This is a genomic window from Bacteroides sp. GD17, assembly GCF_038448625.1.
In the GTDB taxonomy this organism is placed as follows: domain Bacteria; phylum Bacteroidota; class Bacteroidia; order Bacteroidales; family Bacteroidaceae; genus Bacteroides.
The window spans coordinates 61,909-76,955 of sequence record NZ_JBCEZS010000015.1 but is presented as its reverse complement, the minus strand read 5'-3'; the positions used below and the strand labels follow the sequence as shown (position 1 = coordinate 76,955).

Sequence of the window (15,047 nt, the reverse complement as noted above, 5' to 3'; positions counted from 1 at the left end):
TGACTACTAAAATTATCCGTGGACAATTTTAATAGAATCCAGGAAAATTTTAATAGTCAGACGTTTCATCCGTGTTTCAGTGTAACATCTATTTCACTTTCATTACAGCATAATACAAGCTATTACGTACATACAGATTATAAAGGTAGACCTATTTTTCAATATAAGAATAATTCATTCGACAATACTCCTATGTATTCTGTACAATTGTACAATTCAGTTTTATCAATATGCACTAATATTGCAACGCCAAGCATATCCTTCAGATAAGAACTATACTCACTAAAAAAATAATTATTATGAGAAAACTTTCATCTTTATTATTCCTATTAGTCTTGTCGGTTTGCATCTATGCACAACAAGCTAAATATGTATTCTACTTTATTGGTGACGGTATGGGTGTCAACCAAGTACAAGGTACAGAGATTTATCGTGCAGAACTGGAAGAGAAAATGGGGATTTCACCCTTGTTGTTTACTCAATTTCCTTACTCTACCGTTGCGCTCACCAATTCCGGTACAAACAGAGTCACTGACTCAGCAGCTGCCGGCACAGCACTTGCTACCGGATATAAAACCAAAAACAGTGCCATCGGTATATTGAAAGACCAACAAACTCCAGTTAATAGTGTAGCTGTATGGGCAAAAAACAAAGGTTGCCGGGTAGGCATAGCTACCAGTGTCACAGTCAACCATGCTACTCCGGGTGCCTTCTACGCACATGCAGCCAAACGTACGCTTTATCACGAAATTGGAAAAGACTTATACAAGACAGGCTTTGACTTCTATGCCGGTTCCGATTTCCGGGACGTAACAGATCCCGACAACCCTCCGGCCGAAAATCTATATACAATGGCTGATAAGAACGGCTACACTATTGCACGCGGCTATAAAGATTATCTAAAAAAGAGTAAGAAAGCCGATAAAATGATTATGCTCCAAACCGAAGAAGCTTCAAACCATGAATATGCTTCCATTCCTTATGCTATCGACCGCAAAAAAGGAGGTCTGACCCTTCAGGACATAACCCGTTCTGCCATCAATTTCCTGTCTAAAGATCCATCAAAGGGATTCTTTCTAATGGTAGAAGGTGGGAAAATTGACTGGGCCTGCCACAGCAACGATGCGGCAACCGTATTTCATGAGATAATCGATTTCGACAGTGCCATCAAGACAGCCTACGAGTTTTACTCACAACATCCCGATGAAACACTGATTGTTGTCACAGCCGACCATGAGACCGGTGGTTTTGTGTTAGGCACCGGTACTTACGACCTAAACCTGCAAGTATTGAAAAACCAAAAAGTCAGCGAAAATGGCTTTACCCGAATAGTAAACGAAATGCGTACCAAGACAAACAACCAAGTAAGTTGGGAAGCCATCCAACAAGCATTGAAAGATAATTTCGGTTTTTGGGAGAAAGTAGAACTGACAGAGCAGCAAGAAGCCCGCCTGAAAACTGTTTACGACAAAAGCCTGAAGAACCAGGAAATGAAACAGGTAAGCAGTGAATATGCACAAGATGAGCCTATCGCCTCTGAAGCAAAGCGCATTATCAATGAAATTGCTCTTGTTGGGTGGACCAGCGGAGGTCATTCTGCCGGATATGTTCCCGTATTTGCCATCGGTGCAGGTGCCGACCTTTTCCAAGGGCGCATAGACAACACTCAAATACCGATAAAAATAGCCCAGGCTGCCGGATACATACAAGAATAATATCCTCTATTAATATCCGGAAGCTCAAAGTTCTTTTGAAGCACCTCCTCTTTGGTAAGTCTGCGGAGTACATCCATACTGGTTCTTAAAGCACCGGCTGAAATATACCGGTGAACTGAATCCACTCCGGTCACTGGCTTCGGAAATCGGCAAATCAGGATATTGACGAAGAAGAGTTGCAGCATGCTTCAAACGGTAATTGAGAACAAAGTTATTGGGAGTCATACCAGTAAGTGCCTTAAATTTAGAATAAAGCAATGAACGTCCGATACCGACTCCCTTACACAATTCCGGTATATCGAAATCCGGATCATCAATGTGCTCCTCAATAATCTGCGAAGTTTTACGCAACATCTCCTGATCGAGTGGATTGATACTGGTCAAATCTATTTCTGATAAAGGTTGTTTGCGTATCTGATGTTGTATCAACAAGCGGTTTCTGACCAGATTATTGGCCCTTGCCAGCAGTAACTGCGCATTGAAAGGTTTGCTGATATAATCATCCGCTCCGCGATTCAACCCTTCGATGTTCTGTTCTGTGGTATTGAGTGCGGTAAGCAGAATAATAGGAATATGACATAAATCAATATTATTCTTTATCTGCAAGCACATTTCGGTACCACTCATCTCAGGCATCATAATATCCGATATAATCAAATTGGGCTTATGCTCGTAAGCTAAAGCAAGTCCTTCTTTACCGTTATTTGCCAGATAGACTTGATAGAAAGGTGCAAAGAGTTGTTGCAGTATCTGCAGCAACTCTTTATTATCTTCCACTAATAATAACTTCCGGTCATTTTCTTTATCCTCACCTTGCAACAAGTTGTTTTCAGACATTGGAGTATCCTTCAAAAGCATCGCCTTTTCTTCCGGCAACGGTTCGGCAGTCATAATTACTTCGGAAACATTATCTACAAACTGAACATGCTCATCGTTCTGATAAACATTCATATTCAGCGATAAAATAACAGTAAAGGTGCTCCCCTTGCCAACTTCGCTTTCTACAGTGATTGTTCCATGATGTTTCTCTACAATACTCTTGGTCAATGCCAGACCGATTCCTGTTCCCGGCGATTGCTCACTTCCTTTCTGATTTTCCCCCTGATAGAACCGATCAAAGATATGTACCGAATCTGAGTCGGAGATTCCACAACCGGTATCATAAACCTGTATTTTCACATTACCATTATCCGTTGTTACCGTTATTCCAATTTCTCCACCGTTGGGAGTATACTTGAAGGCATTCGAAAGCAAATTAAAAAAGACCTTTTCCAACTGTTTGGCATCAAACCAGCATAGTATTTCCACCGGATTACACTCAAAGTTATAACAGATTTCAGATTGATGTGCATAGTCACTGAATGAAAGAAATATTTCTTTCAGAAATTTGCCGATATCCCGTTTGCCCATTTGCAATGTGAAACGATTCTGTGTAAAACGCCTGAAGTCCAGCAGTTCGGACACAAGGTTAGCCATCTGCTGAGCGCTTTGCTTCATTTTCAGTATTTTATTATAGACCTGCGGAGGAAGTAACTGATTTTGCAATAGAGTATCAATATGACTGACAATCAAAGTCAACGGAGTACGGAACTCATGACTGACGTTTGTAAAGAATACCAATTTAGCCTGATTCAACTCCTCAATGTGGCGCTTTTCAATGCGTTCTTTTTCTAAAGATTGCGCCAAAGTAAGTTTTGCCATCCGATTCCAGGCATAATACACAATGACCGAACCGGCTGTGATCAAATAGAGTATCCATGCCCACCAAGTAGCATACCAAGGGGTAGCAATATGAATGGCCAACTGAATTGGGGGTTGGTTGGCAGCATGCGCCATACGTACATACAGCGTATAGTTACCCGGATCGAGGTTTGTATATCTGGCTTCAGGAACGGGAGTATAAGTCCAAGACTTATCCAAACCCTCCAGTTTATATTCAAACCCTTGCTGCGCATGTTTATTCTGATAGTCAGAATGCGCAAACCTTATAAGCAAATTATTCTGTTCCGAGTCCAGACTCAACTCTTTTGTAAAAGGAAGAGCTTCAGTGAGTATCTTTCCTTCAGGAGATGGCTGTACCTGCTTATTATCAATGTAAAGAGTAGAAAAATAAAGAGAGCTTATCTCTACCTGAGAAGTTTGAAACTCGTCTTCAGTCAGAAGCGTAACGCCTTTTGTATCGCCAATATAAATTTTATTATCCCCAGATACGTAAATACCACAGTCACGGATAATAGGAGCCCTCAGATAAATCTCTTTCTGTCCCAGTCTTATAAAAGTCTGTTCAGCCGGATCGAAAAGTGTGATTCCACGATCTCCGGTAAGGATTAACTTATTGCTTGTGGTTTGCTTTATATTATAACAGTAATCACTGGGTAATGTGCTATTATTTATATTATAAGCAGTTACCTTTCGGGTATTCTTATCATAAAATAGCAAACCACTTCCTAACGTACAAATATAGGCGCCATCCTTCGTTGCCCGAATACGTGCAATACCACCTTTATACCCCATGTCTTGTAACCGCAGGAAGTGCTTCTGTGACAAATCGGATAAAGAAATAATCATAACTTTATCTGCTTGGTTGGCATAAAAATTACCATCTTTGTCTATATCGAAGTTAGTACAATACGAATGAGGCTTAAATAAGAATGTGAAATGATTGGTTGCAGGATCGAGCCGGAAAACACCTTCACGGGAAGAAAGATAAAGTTTCTCGTTCCACATCTTTACCTGATAGATAAAATTGCGTGGCGACAAAGTGTCTCCCAATTGATTTTGCTGATAATTATAAAACTGTTTCTTTTGAATATCATAACGGGACAGCCCTCCCAAATGAGTTCCTATGTATAAGTAATCATTCTTGCTGTCATAACAGATACTTTTTATATTGTTATATAAAATAGAGTTTGGACGACCTGCCGCAAACTGATGCAGTAACTCCCAACTTTCATTTACACAACTCAGGCCTCCCCCATCAGTACTGATCCACAAATTACCATGCTTATCTTTTACCATCTCACCGATGTAAGAATAGTACAAATTCGAGAGATTACCCGTTTGATAATCATAGTGTACAACTCCACTACGGTCAGGGCTGAAATAGTTTACCCCTCCATAGTAGCTACCGATCCAGATAGTCCCCTGCCGGTCCTTATAAAGAGAAAAGATAGATGGATGATTCAGGCCTCCTACATATTGCGGAATTTGTATCAAAGTATAGATTTGCTTACCAATATCGAACTTCTGCAATCCCGCAAAAGTTCCAAACCAAATATTATGCTCATCATCTTCTACAAAAGCCCGTACTTGCGGATTACGAATACCCACATTGCTCATAGGAGTATGAGGTACTTTTTGCAACACATTATCCTTCAGTCGATATAGCCCTTGCATGCGCGTACCAATCCAAGCCTCCCTGTCCGAAGATTCAAAAATGCTATATATGTCAGTATCTTCCAACATAAAATGAGGTTTCAAGGTGTCATTCCGGGGAATGACACAGAGTCCATCCATCATGCCTACATAGATATTGGCTTCACTGACGGTCAAGGCATTGATAGTCCGGGAAGGAAATGCCAGCTTAAAACAGGAACGATCTTGCTGGCAATCATAGGTAAAAAGAGAATCGCTCCGAGTATACCATATTTCATTCTGATAGGCAGCTAAGGCAGTAGTGCTGCTACCTGCCGTATACTGCCTATATGTAGAAGTATGAATATCATAACCAAACAAATTATTATCGGCAATGAAAAAGATGTTGCCTTTATCATCACTGGCAATAAAAGGAACATAATTCCCTATCCAAAGGCTATCTCCTTGCGCATTGCCGATGGTACCCTTAACGTAGGTAATTTGTTCCCCATCATACATATTGATGCCCTCCTGAGTCCCAAACCACATTCGTCCCAGCCCATCCTGAGCGATACTCAGCACGGAAGGTTGAGACAATCCATTTTGCAAGCTCAGATTACGGAAATATTCGGCATGAGCCGGCAACAGGCTAAATATTGAAAGAAACAGGAGTATAATTTGTTTTTTCATCACTATTCGTGTTTTCCATTTTGATGTGGACACAAAAGTAAGGAAAAAACAATATTACTCCTACAAAAGGCATGTTTATTATCAAGTCTTCTATTTTACATCCTATTCTACCAATATCTTTTACATAGCAGGCACTCCCGTCACAATCCCCCTGCCATGCGTACCTATGTATACACGTCCATACTCCTGCATATCTCCGCAGATGTGGAGAACCAATCCGTATTGGTGGGCATCATCATTGATACGTACCCAGGAAGCGGCGGCATCGTCGGAACGGAAGAAGCCGTACTGCCCGTTGATAACACCTATTATATATAAGGCAGGATAATTACTTCCCGGCTTTGCCTTGCCGAAACCAAAGGCATAGATCGTGCGAACCTTATCCAAAGCCCGAAAATCAAAGCCCGCCTTGGCAGTAGAATGATAAAGGCCGTCGTAGGCAGCGATCCACAAATCCTTCTCATAACCGGGAGTGGAATAGATGCGGTCTTGTCCGCCACGAGGGTCACCTCTGTTCATACCGGAGGCAGCACCACCACGCCGAACAGCACGTTTTACAGTCAAGCTCAAGGTATCGGCACGGAAAGTAGCACCACCATCTTCGCTACTATATAAGATTTCGCTAACGGCATCTACGGCATAGAAGCACCTGGGGTTCATCTTGTCAGCAATGGTGCGCATATTTTTGGGCAAACCTTGACAAGGTTGCCAGGTGGTACCTTTGTCGCGGGTGAGGTAAGCATCCGAATGATCGGGCGTCCATATCCAGGAGGCGCCGTCGGCTGATACGGCGATATGGCCGTTGCGGGCTTTGTCTACGGGGACGGAGGCACATACTGCCCAAGTCTTTCCACCGTCTTCCGAATAAGAGATGGTACGTCCACCCGGCTGATGGCCGAACAAAGTACCTACTCTGACTATCAGGCTTTGCTTTTGCCAGGCACCGGTCACACCGTTCGTATTGCCGAAGTGGGGTTTGCCATGACTGCCCAGCGGATCGGGGTTGTTCAGGTCGAAGTGAGTAAAGCCGCCATAGTCGCCAATACCGGAAATGAGGCGGGCACCCTTCTCGGGAGCATAGAGTTCAAGGGGTACGGTTTCTTCGATGCCTTGAGACATGATGCTCCACTTCACCGGTTCTTTACGCTCTACAGCCGAAAGATTGAACGTCTCCCATCCGCCGAAACCGGTCGTGAAGATGGCATGTTCCGCATTGGCAGGATCTATTTCAATATCGAACATCCAGTGCAGAGGGGCTACCTTTACATACGGAGCTTTGGTATAATCGTACTCATAGCCGGTCTTGAAAATCGGCTTCCAGTGCTTGCCTCCGTCGGTAGTACGGAACATTTCATCACTATCATAGCCGTGCTTGCCTCCCAGACTGTGGGTGCTCACAATCAGATGCTTCGGATTATGAACATCGATAGACACGGCAGCATAACCAAAACCGGCTTTCTCGCCCGCTTTCAGTTTGACGGGAGAGATATCCGTCCATTTGTTCTTCGCAATGTCGTATTTCCACACGCCGCCGTCCGCCATTTGGCTCGGTCCGGGGGTGTCTCCATAAGTCAGCACCAGCTGACCGTCGCCCGAAAGAATCATGTGGGTAGGACGATATTGCACAGGTTGTCCCTCAACCGGCTGCCAACTGTCACCGTAATCATGGCTCACAAAGAGATTGTCTCTGCCCATCAACGAAACAGCTACGTAAATGTCACGTGTGCCGCGTGCATCAGCAGCGCCTTGTACATCGTACACCACGGCAATAATGCCACTTCCACGGTTTCCCCAACTGGCACGGTCTGCAGGATTGAATGCCTCGGTGACATCGGGAAAAGAGGTTACCCGTGCCCAGCTCTGCCCTTTATCAGTACTGCGCCACAAACCATGCAGACGGGTTCCCATATAAATGATATTTCCGTTTTGCGGATCTACCATCATGCGCTCGCCATTTCCGCGTCCGTTTTCATTTCCCCCCATAGTGAAAGGAATGTCTACGCGGGTAAAGGTCTTACCGCCATCGTAAGAATAAAGGATGGCACCGTTGGAACTGCTGGTATAAGTTCCGCAGGCAAGGTACACGTTGTTTGGGTTCTGCGGGTCGATAGCAATGCTCTCCACCCCCTGCAGATTGCTTTCGTCCAGACTGACCCAATCCTGCAAAGCCACCCAGCGTTCAGCAGCAGCATCCCATCGGTAAGCACCTCCCATATCCGTACGGCAATAGCGCACACCAGGGGCAGTGGGATGGAAGATGATACCATCTACAAAACCACCCCCTACTATCGGAACATTTTTCCATTCGTAAGGCACAGCCTTTACGGGCTGTATTTCCTGGGCATGCACAGACACGCTGCCCAACACAAAAGCCATTCCGGCCAAAAGCAAGTGTTTTCTCATAAGCATCAGCATTTTATTATCAGTTCTTCTTTGGAAGATTTATTATCTCAAAGATAGGACTATTTCATTGCTCTTACAATATGGCACATTTGTCCATCCGCAAGTACACACCTACAAATCAGCACATTACAATACAAGCGCAACAAAAACGAACCGTAAAAGATTAAAACGATACCCTATTTCAGGTGACGGCACCAAAGCCTCTGTAACAGTAATGCAACAAATATGACATAAAGATATAACATATACACCCGACCTTTGCCGCCGATAAATGAATCGACAACAACAGATTATGAAGAAATACACGTTGATGATGCTCCTTTCATTACTGCCATTGGCCGTAAATGCCCAAGAGTCTGCCAGTAACGAAGACGGAAAGAAAATTGATAAAGAAAATCTGGAAACCAAAGACTACCTGCCGGAGATTCACGGAACCATCCGTTCCAAATATGAGTATCAGACCACTATGGGTGCCGGACGCTTTGAAGTCCGCAATGCCCGCGTCAGCTTCACCGGCAATGTACTGCCCACCGTTGCCTACAAGGCCGAGATCGACCTCTCGGACGAAGGGCAAATCAAGATGCTGGATGCCTATACCCGCCTTTTCCCCTCCAAAGGCTTGACAGTTACCGCCGGACAAATGCGTGTCCCCTTCACCATTGATGCCCACCGCTCCCCGCACCAACAATACTTCCCCAACCGTTCGTTCATTGCCAAACAAGTGGGTAATGTACGCGACGTCGGCGTCACCTTGGGATATACTTTCGACACCGACCTGCCCATCACCGTAGAAGGCGGTATCTTCAACGGCTCCGGGCTGACCAACCAGAAAGAATGGCACAAAGAGGTAAACTACTCTGCCAAAGCCCAGTTCCTCTTCACCAAAGGCTTGAATCTGACATTGAGCATACAGAGTATCAAGCCGGAAGCAGTACGGATGCAGTCGTATGACATCGGCGCCTACTACGAATTCAACCGCTTCCACATCGAAGGAGAATATTTGTACAAGCAATATTCCGACGATGCCTTCGGCGATGTGCAAGCCGTAAACACCTTCATCAACTACGACCTGCCACTACGAAAAGTATTCAACAAAATGTCCTTCCTGCTTCGCTACGACATGATGACCGACCAAAGCGATGCTAAAGCAACCAATGAAGCAGGCGAACTGATTGTCACCGACTACAAACGCCAACGCCTGACGGGCGGCATCACCTTCAGCCTCAGCAAAGCCTTCCGCACAGACTTGCGGTTGAATTACGAGAAATATTTCTATGCCAAGAACAGCATTGCTAAAGAATCGGAACAAGACAAGATAGTGCTGGAATTGATGGTGCGCTTCTAATCACTATCTCCGAAAAAGTGTGCTGCCTCTATCATTTTATCTCCGAAAAAGTGTATATTTGTCGCTATATTATCTCCGAAAAAGTGTATTATGAAGCGAAAGGTATATACAGAGCTCCTTAAATGGAAGGAAAACAGTAATCGAAAGCCTCTGATTCTCCGAGGTGCCCGGCAGGTAGGAAAGACATGGATTATGAAAGAATTCGGGAAAAATGAGTACCGCAACTTTATCTATGTCAATTGCGACAATGAGCCTCGTGTAGCCCATCTGTTCGAGAACGATTATGACATCAACCGCATCCTGCTTGTTTTACAAGCCATCTCCGGGATAAAAGCTATGCCGGGCGAGACGCTTATCATTCTTGACGAGATACAGGAAGTGAAGCGCGGACTCGGTGCATTGAAGTATTTCTGTGAAGACGCTCCAGAATATCATGTGATGGTAGCCGGTTCATTGTTAGGTATAGCATTGCATCCAGGTACATCTTTTCCGGTAGGAAAAGTCGATATGATTGATTTATATCCGATGGATTTTGGAGAATTCCTCGAAGCGCAAGGAAACGGACAGTGGAAAACATTGCTCGAAAGTCACGATTGGCAATTGATAAGTACCATGCGCACAAAGTTTATTGAACTTCTACGGCAATATTACTACGTGGGTGGTATGCCCGGCGTAGTAAGTTCATATATAGAGCAGCAAGATCTACAGGAAGTCAGGAGATTGCAGCAGGACATCTTGACTGCCTATCGGGAAGACATCTCCAAACATGCGCCTGCCAATGAAGTGGTACGTATCAATATGGTAATGAATTCCATTCCTTCGCAACTTGCCCGGGAGAATAAGAAGTTTATTTATGGTGCAATGAGAAAGGGCGCGCGTGCAGCCGATTTTGAGCTGGCTATTCAGTGGCTGATAGACTGTGGCATTGTTTATAAGATACCTCGCGTCAGCACTCCTAAGCTACCGTTGAAATTTTATGAAGACTTGTCGGCCTTCAAACTATTCTTGCTCGATTGTGGTTTACTGGCATGCATGAGCGAAGTTCCTGCCGACCAGATACTGATAGGCAACAATGTGTTTGAAGAGTTTAAAGGTGCATTTACCGAAGAGTTTGTATTACAACAGCTTATCGGTCATCCTGATACATTTATCTATTATTGGAGCAGTGAACGGTCCGATGGAGAAATAGACTTCTTGCTGCAACGCGGCTCGCGCGTAATTCCGGTGGAAGTGAAAGCAGAAGAAAACGTGCGTGCCCGCTCCCTGCGACAGTTCGTACAAGATAATCCGGGACTGAAAGGACTGCGCCTTTCCATGTCTGATTATCGGGACCAGGAATGGATGGAAAATGTCCCCCTCTATGCAGCATTCTGTTTCTAATCTTACACAAATTCAAATAGTATGAAAGACGACACCAAAGCCATCCTATATGCATGCATAGCCGTGCTTAGCTGGTCCACAGTAGCTACCTCCTTCAAGATAGCCCTGACGTACCTCACTCACTACGAGATGTTACTCATAGCCAGTTGTACCACGTTGCTGATATTTACCCTTCTGATAACCTTCCAGAAGAAGTGGAAACTGATAGCCCGGCTCACACCCCGGCAGTGGGGACTCTTCGCCTTCCTGGGATTGCTGAACCCGGTGACCTACTATCTGGTACTCTTCAAAGCCTATGCACTGCTTCCGGCACAAGTGGCGCAGCCCATCAACTACGCCTGGCCCATTGTATTGCTGGTTCTGCTGGCATTATTCGCCCACCAGCCCATCCCGCCCAAGAAGTATATCGGCATGTTCCTTTCCCTTGGCGGGGTAGCGCTGATTTCCATCGGAAGCGGCAACATCGGCGACACAGGCATTTCTCTTTACGGACTGCTCCTGGCAGCACTAAGCGCCCTCCTTTGGGCATCCTATTGGATCGTCAATAACAAACTGAAAGATAAGATCGACGGCAGCGTCACGCTCTTCATGAGTTTCTTGTTCGGCACCGTCTATCTGCTGGCAGGAGCTTGCGGAATGGAGGTACACCTCTCCACCCTACCGGGCGTCCTGGCAGGCATCTATGTAGGTTGTTTCGAGATGGGGATATCTTTCCTATGCTTCGGACTGGCCATACGCAAGACGTCCAATCCGGCACTGATTAACCAGTTGTGTTACCTTGCCCCTTTTCTGTCATTGTTTTTTATCGCCATCATACTGAACGAGCGGATTGTAGCAACTACCTACGCCGGCCTGGCATTGATAGTATCGGGCATTGTCTTCAACCAGTATTTCGTCTCGCCCGGTAAACATTTCCACCGAAAAGTTTGAATTTAAGTTTCAAATAACGTATATTTGAAAAAACTAAATTCAGTGCATGGCTAATCCGCTTATTCCGGGTATATCCCAGGCAGAACAAGACTTATTGTATAGTAAACTAAACACGTACAATCAAGGCAGAGCCTCTTTCAAAGAGGAAGGCACCTATCTTGTTGTCCTGCCACGCCCGGAGCACCCCCGATATTCCTTGTGGATTTATTCTCCCCTGCCCGAACGGCAGTCCATCTTCTACATCTGCGACCTCTCCACCGACATCAACGAAACACTGCGGATGGCAAGCACGCTCTGCTTCTACTCCACCCGACGGCTGATACTCGTGGAGTACAATGCCAAAAGAATGCAAAGCAAAGGAGACGATATCGTTTCCTTCGGGAAATACCGCGGACACTTCCTGCACGAAATCCTCCGCATAGACCCAGCCTACCTCACGTGGATAGCTTTCAAGTTCCAGCCCCGCATCCCCAAGCAGGAACGCTTCATGCAGATAGCCAAAATCTATCACTCGGTCTACCTGGACGTGCAACGGAGAAAGGCGCACCAGACCAACGTCGGCGGGCGCTTCCTGGGAAAAGTAGGCGATAAAGTAGAAAACCTCACGCTCACCGTCCTCAGCGTGCGGGTGGAGGACAATCCGTACAAGACGCAGGTAAAGGGAAACACTCCTTATTTCTATGTACGGCAAGTGCTGAAGCTGCGGGATTCCGTCGGCAACTTCGTGACTTGCCGCATAAACGCACGAACGGCAAGCAGAGACTCGTGCCAACTGCCTGCCGTGGAACATGCTTACCAAGTAGGGGAAACGGTGGAAATAGCATCGGCACGCGTAGCACGTACCTATACGATAGGAAATATGAAGTACACGCGGCTATCGTACATCAAGATGGCATAAAGCGCCGCCGCCCGGCAATGCTTTTCAGATACGGACAACGCTCTGCGTCCGGCTGCTCTCCCATGCTGCCTCTATCAGGCGGATAACGCCGATTACCTCACGGGCATCGCTCTGCAAAGGTTCTCCCTGGCAGATGTGCCGGTAGATATTTTCGTAAAAGGCTGCATAGTCTCCGGGGAGGCTCGGATAGGATTCGCGAACCACTTTGCCGTCTTTCTCGGTATGGAGCAATCCCCAAAGAGCTTTGTCTTCTTCGCCCCAATGCGGGGTATCGGGCAGCAAACCATCCACCAAGGCTGCTTCCTGGGGATCGAGGCCGTACTTCACATAAGAGCCTTCGCGGCCGTGGAGCACGAAGCGGGGTTCGGGTTCGCACATCAGATAACTGCTTTTCAAGGTAATCTTTACTTCCGGCGCTTTCGAGGGTTTCAGGAGATGGATGATGAAGTAATCATCTACTTTACCGCCTTCGCGCAAGGTAGAGATGTCGGCAAACACTGCTTCGGGCATTCCGAACAGTTGCACGGCTTGGTCTATGACGTGGGCGCCCAGGTTGTAGGTCAGGCCTCCGCCGTTGGTGCCTGTTTCTTTCCAGGTATTCGGTTTGATGAAGTTGCGATAGCGGGGGAAGGTGGATTCGAATTCTACCAGATGTCCCAGCAGGCCTTTAGCGAGAATGTCCTTCACGGTCAGGAAGTCGCAGTCCCACCGGCGGTTCTGATAGACGCTTAGGGTTAATCCCTTTTCGGCGGCAAGCGCTACAAGTTCTTCCGCTTCTGCCACGGTAGTGGTGAAAGGTTTCTCTACAATGACGTGCTTGCCGGCTTGGAGGGCGCGACGGGCATATTCATAATGTGTACAGTCGGGAGTATTGACTACGACCAGGTTTAGTTCGTCCAGGCCAATAAGTTCGTCGAAACTGCGGACGATGCGGGCGTCGGGGTATCTCTCGCGGGAGAGTTCCTTGCTGCGCTCCGTAATGGCAGTCAGTTCAAAATGGGGGTTGGTGGAGATGAAGGGGGCATGAAACACGCGGCCCGACATTCCGTAAGCAGCTAATCCGGTTCTAATCTTATCCATAACTTATATTCTTTTACTGCTCACAAAATTAGTAATTTTATGCAGCAAAGCAGTGTTATGGAGCGAGAATAATAGTGTTGGTGGGAAGAAGCAGCAGTGTGCTGATGCTTATGCAATATTGCTGGCGGGGAGAAGAGTAAGAGTTCCATTGCACAAGATGGCATCTTATGCTACACAAGATGCCATCTTGAGCAACATAAGATGCCATCTTGTGCATCATAAGGAATAGTGTTCCTACTCCGTTACCAATGGGCGCTTGCGCCAATCATCCTTTACGTAACTGTCGGGATATACGGTCTTGTCCACAATCTCACCGCCTTTGGTACGAATCCAGGTAGTGAAGGTACGGGCACCTTCTTTCATTACGATGACGCGGGCACCGTTGGGCAGATGGTTGTATTCGGTATTTCCGCCGGTGAAGCGGCCGTAAGCCAGGAGGATGCCTTTCCACATGACGGCGTAATCGTTATCGTGGTCGTGACCTACAAAAACGCCCATCACGTCGCCGGCTTCTTTCATGGCGGTGAACATACCCGTATTCAGTGCCGGAGCGCAGGCTTTTTCCATACGCGTGCCTATCAGGATGGCATTTTCATCGGAAGCGGCTTCGTTGTATTCGGGCAGAGGGATGTGGAAGAAAGCCAAAGCAGGCAGAGGCTGTCCGCCGTTCTTTGCCGTGTGGGCGGCACTTTGCTGGCGATACCAGTTTATTTGGTCGAAGGTGAGCCAGTCGTAGCCTTTCACATCGGGAAGTTGGGAATAGGAATGGGAGTCGAGGCAATAGAGCAGGGCGGCATCTTTCTTGCTATCCGAGGATTTCAAGGTGAGGATATAGTCGGGAGATTCCACACCGCCACGGTCGGGCTGGATGTTGAAAGGCATGGAGCGGATGACGTCGTAGAGTTCGGCACGCGTTTTGCCTTGCTCGTTGTCGTGGTTGCCAAAGGTTACGACGAAAGGGATTTTACGGTCGGAAGCACAGGCAAGGACGGTACGCATCGCGGTATCGGCAGGGGCGGCGTAGACTACATCGCCCGTAAAGATGACCAAATCGGGGTGTTCGGCATCGAGCACCTCGCCAATACGTTTCAAGGCTATGTCCGAAGCCGGGTTGCCATACTTGAAATGAACATCTGTAAACTGAACGATTTTAAACTCACCGTTCTTGTTGAACTGCAAAGGAGATACTTGTGCCCGGCAGAACAAGGCGGAAAAGAACGCCAGGCAAAGGGTTAAAGAGATTTTCTTCATA

At 46.4% G+C, this 15,047-nt stretch carries 9 protein-coding genes; 5 read left to right on the top strand and 4 right to left on the bottom strand.

The genetic code is table 11. The annotated features are described in order from the left end of the window. Positions 1 to 299 precede the first annotated feature (299 nt). A complete protein-coding gene (locus tag AAE250_RS19440; protein ID WP_294599229.1) occupies positions 300 to 1,715 on the top strand; it encodes an alkaline phosphatase in 1,416 nt (471 codons plus the stop codon). A 24-nt stretch (positions 1,716 to 1,739) separates the two neighbouring features. Here AAE250_RS19440 and AAE250_RS19435 read toward each other — a convergent pair whose 3' ends face one another. Continuing rightward, positions 1,740 to 5,759, bottom strand: a complete 4,020-nt coding sequence (locus AAE250_RS19435; protein WP_294599232.1) for a hybrid sensor histidine kinase/response regulator transcription factor — start codon at positions 5,757 to 5,759, stop codon at positions 1,740 to 1,742. Positions 5,760 to 5,879: 120 nt separating this feature from the next. Continuing rightward, positions 5,880 to 8,162 (bottom strand): exo-alpha-sialidase, encoded by a 2,283-nt coding sequence (locus AAE250_RS19430; RefSeq protein WP_294599234.1) that lies wholly within the window; start codon positions 8,160 to 8,162, stop codon positions 5,880 to 5,882. Positions 8,163 to 8,472: 310 nt separating this feature from the next. Between AAE250_RS19430 and AAE250_RS19425 the strand changes: the two genes are divergently transcribed. The 4 genes from AAE250_RS19425 (at position 8,473) to AAE250_RS19410 (ending at position 12,715) form a co-directional block, all read left to right on the top strand. Further along, positions 8,473 to 9,507: a porin gene (locus AAE250_RS19425; RefSeq protein ID WP_342289306.1), complete on the top strand. Its 1,035-nt coding sequence runs from the start codon at positions 8,473 to 8,475 to the stop codon at positions 9,505 to 9,507. A 90-nt stretch (positions 9,508 to 9,597) separates the two neighbouring features. Then, entirely contained in the window at positions 9,598 to 10,887 is a 1,290-nt protein-coding gene (locus AAE250_RS19420) for an ATP-binding protein (protein ID WP_294599238.1), read from the top strand. Positions 10,888 to 10,908: 21 nt separating this feature from the next. Further along, positions 10,909 to 11,817, top strand: coding sequence for a DMT family transporter (locus AAE250_RS19415; RefSeq protein WP_294599240.1), 909 nt, complete (start codon positions 10,909 to 10,911; stop codon positions 11,815 to 11,817). Between the two features lie 46 nt (positions 11,818 to 11,863). Further along, the gene (locus AAE250_RS19410; RefSeq protein WP_294599241.1) at positions 11,864 to 12,715 is read left to right on the top strand and encodes an exodeoxyribonuclease X C-terminal domain-containing protein; all 852 of its coding nucleotides are present in this window, start codon (positions 11,864 to 11,866) and stop codon (positions 12,713 to 12,715) included. Positions 12,716 to 12,739: 24 nt separating this feature from the next. Here the strand turns inward: AAE250_RS19410 and AAE250_RS19405 are convergent, their stop codons facing one another. Both AAE250_RS19405 and AAE250_RS19400 read right to left on the bottom strand, forming a co-directional pair. Continuing rightward, positions 12,740 to 13,795, bottom strand: a complete 1,056-nt coding sequence (locus tag AAE250_RS19405; RefSeq protein ID WP_294599244.1) for a Gfo/Idh/MocA family oxidoreductase — start codon at positions 13,793 to 13,795, stop codon at positions 12,740 to 12,742. A gap of 234 nt (positions 13,796 to 14,029) precedes the next feature. Then, entirely contained in the window at positions 14,030 to 15,046 is a 1,017-nt protein-coding gene (locus AAE250_RS19400) for a metallophosphoesterase family protein (RefSeq protein ID WP_294599246.1), read from the bottom strand. Between the last annotated feature and the right edge of the window lies 1 nt (position 15,047).

Bases quoted from the DNA above. Each gene is read 5' to 3' on its own strand.
- AAE250_RS19440 (WP_294599229.1), top strand. From the start codon at position 300: ATGAGAAAACTTTCATCTTTATTATTCCTATTAGTCTTGTCGGTTTGC.
- AAE250_RS19435 (WP_294599232.1), bottom strand. From the start codon at position 5,759: ATGAAAAAACAAATTATACTCCTGTTTCTTTCAATATTTAGCCTGTTG.
- AAE250_RS19425 (WP_342289306.1), top strand. From the start codon at position 8,473: ATGATGCTCCTTTCATTACTGCCATTGGCCGTAAATGCCCAAGAGTCT.
- AAE250_RS19400 (WP_294599246.1), bottom strand. From the start codon at position 15,046: ATGAAGAAAATCTCTTTAACCCTTTGCCTGGCGTTCTTTTCCGCCTTG.
- AAE250_RS19430 (WP_294599234.1), bottom strand. From the start codon at position 8,162: ATGAGAAAACACTTGCTTTTGGCCGGAATGGCTTTTGTGTTGGGCAGC.
- AAE250_RS19415 (WP_294599240.1), top strand. From the start codon at position 10,909: ATGAAAGACGACACCAAAGCCATCCTATATGCATGCATAGCCGTGCTT.
- AAE250_RS19420 (WP_294599238.1), top strand. From the start codon at position 9,598: ATGAAGCGAAAGGTATATACAGAGCTCCTTAAATGGAAGGAAAACAGT.
- AAE250_RS19410 (WP_294599241.1), top strand. From the start codon at position 11,864: ATGGCTAATCCGCTTATTCCGGGTATATCCCAGGCAGAACAAGACTTA.
- AAE250_RS19405 (WP_294599244.1), bottom strand. From the start codon at position 13,795: ATGGATAAGATTAGAACCGGATTAGCTGCTTACGGAATGTCGGGCCGC.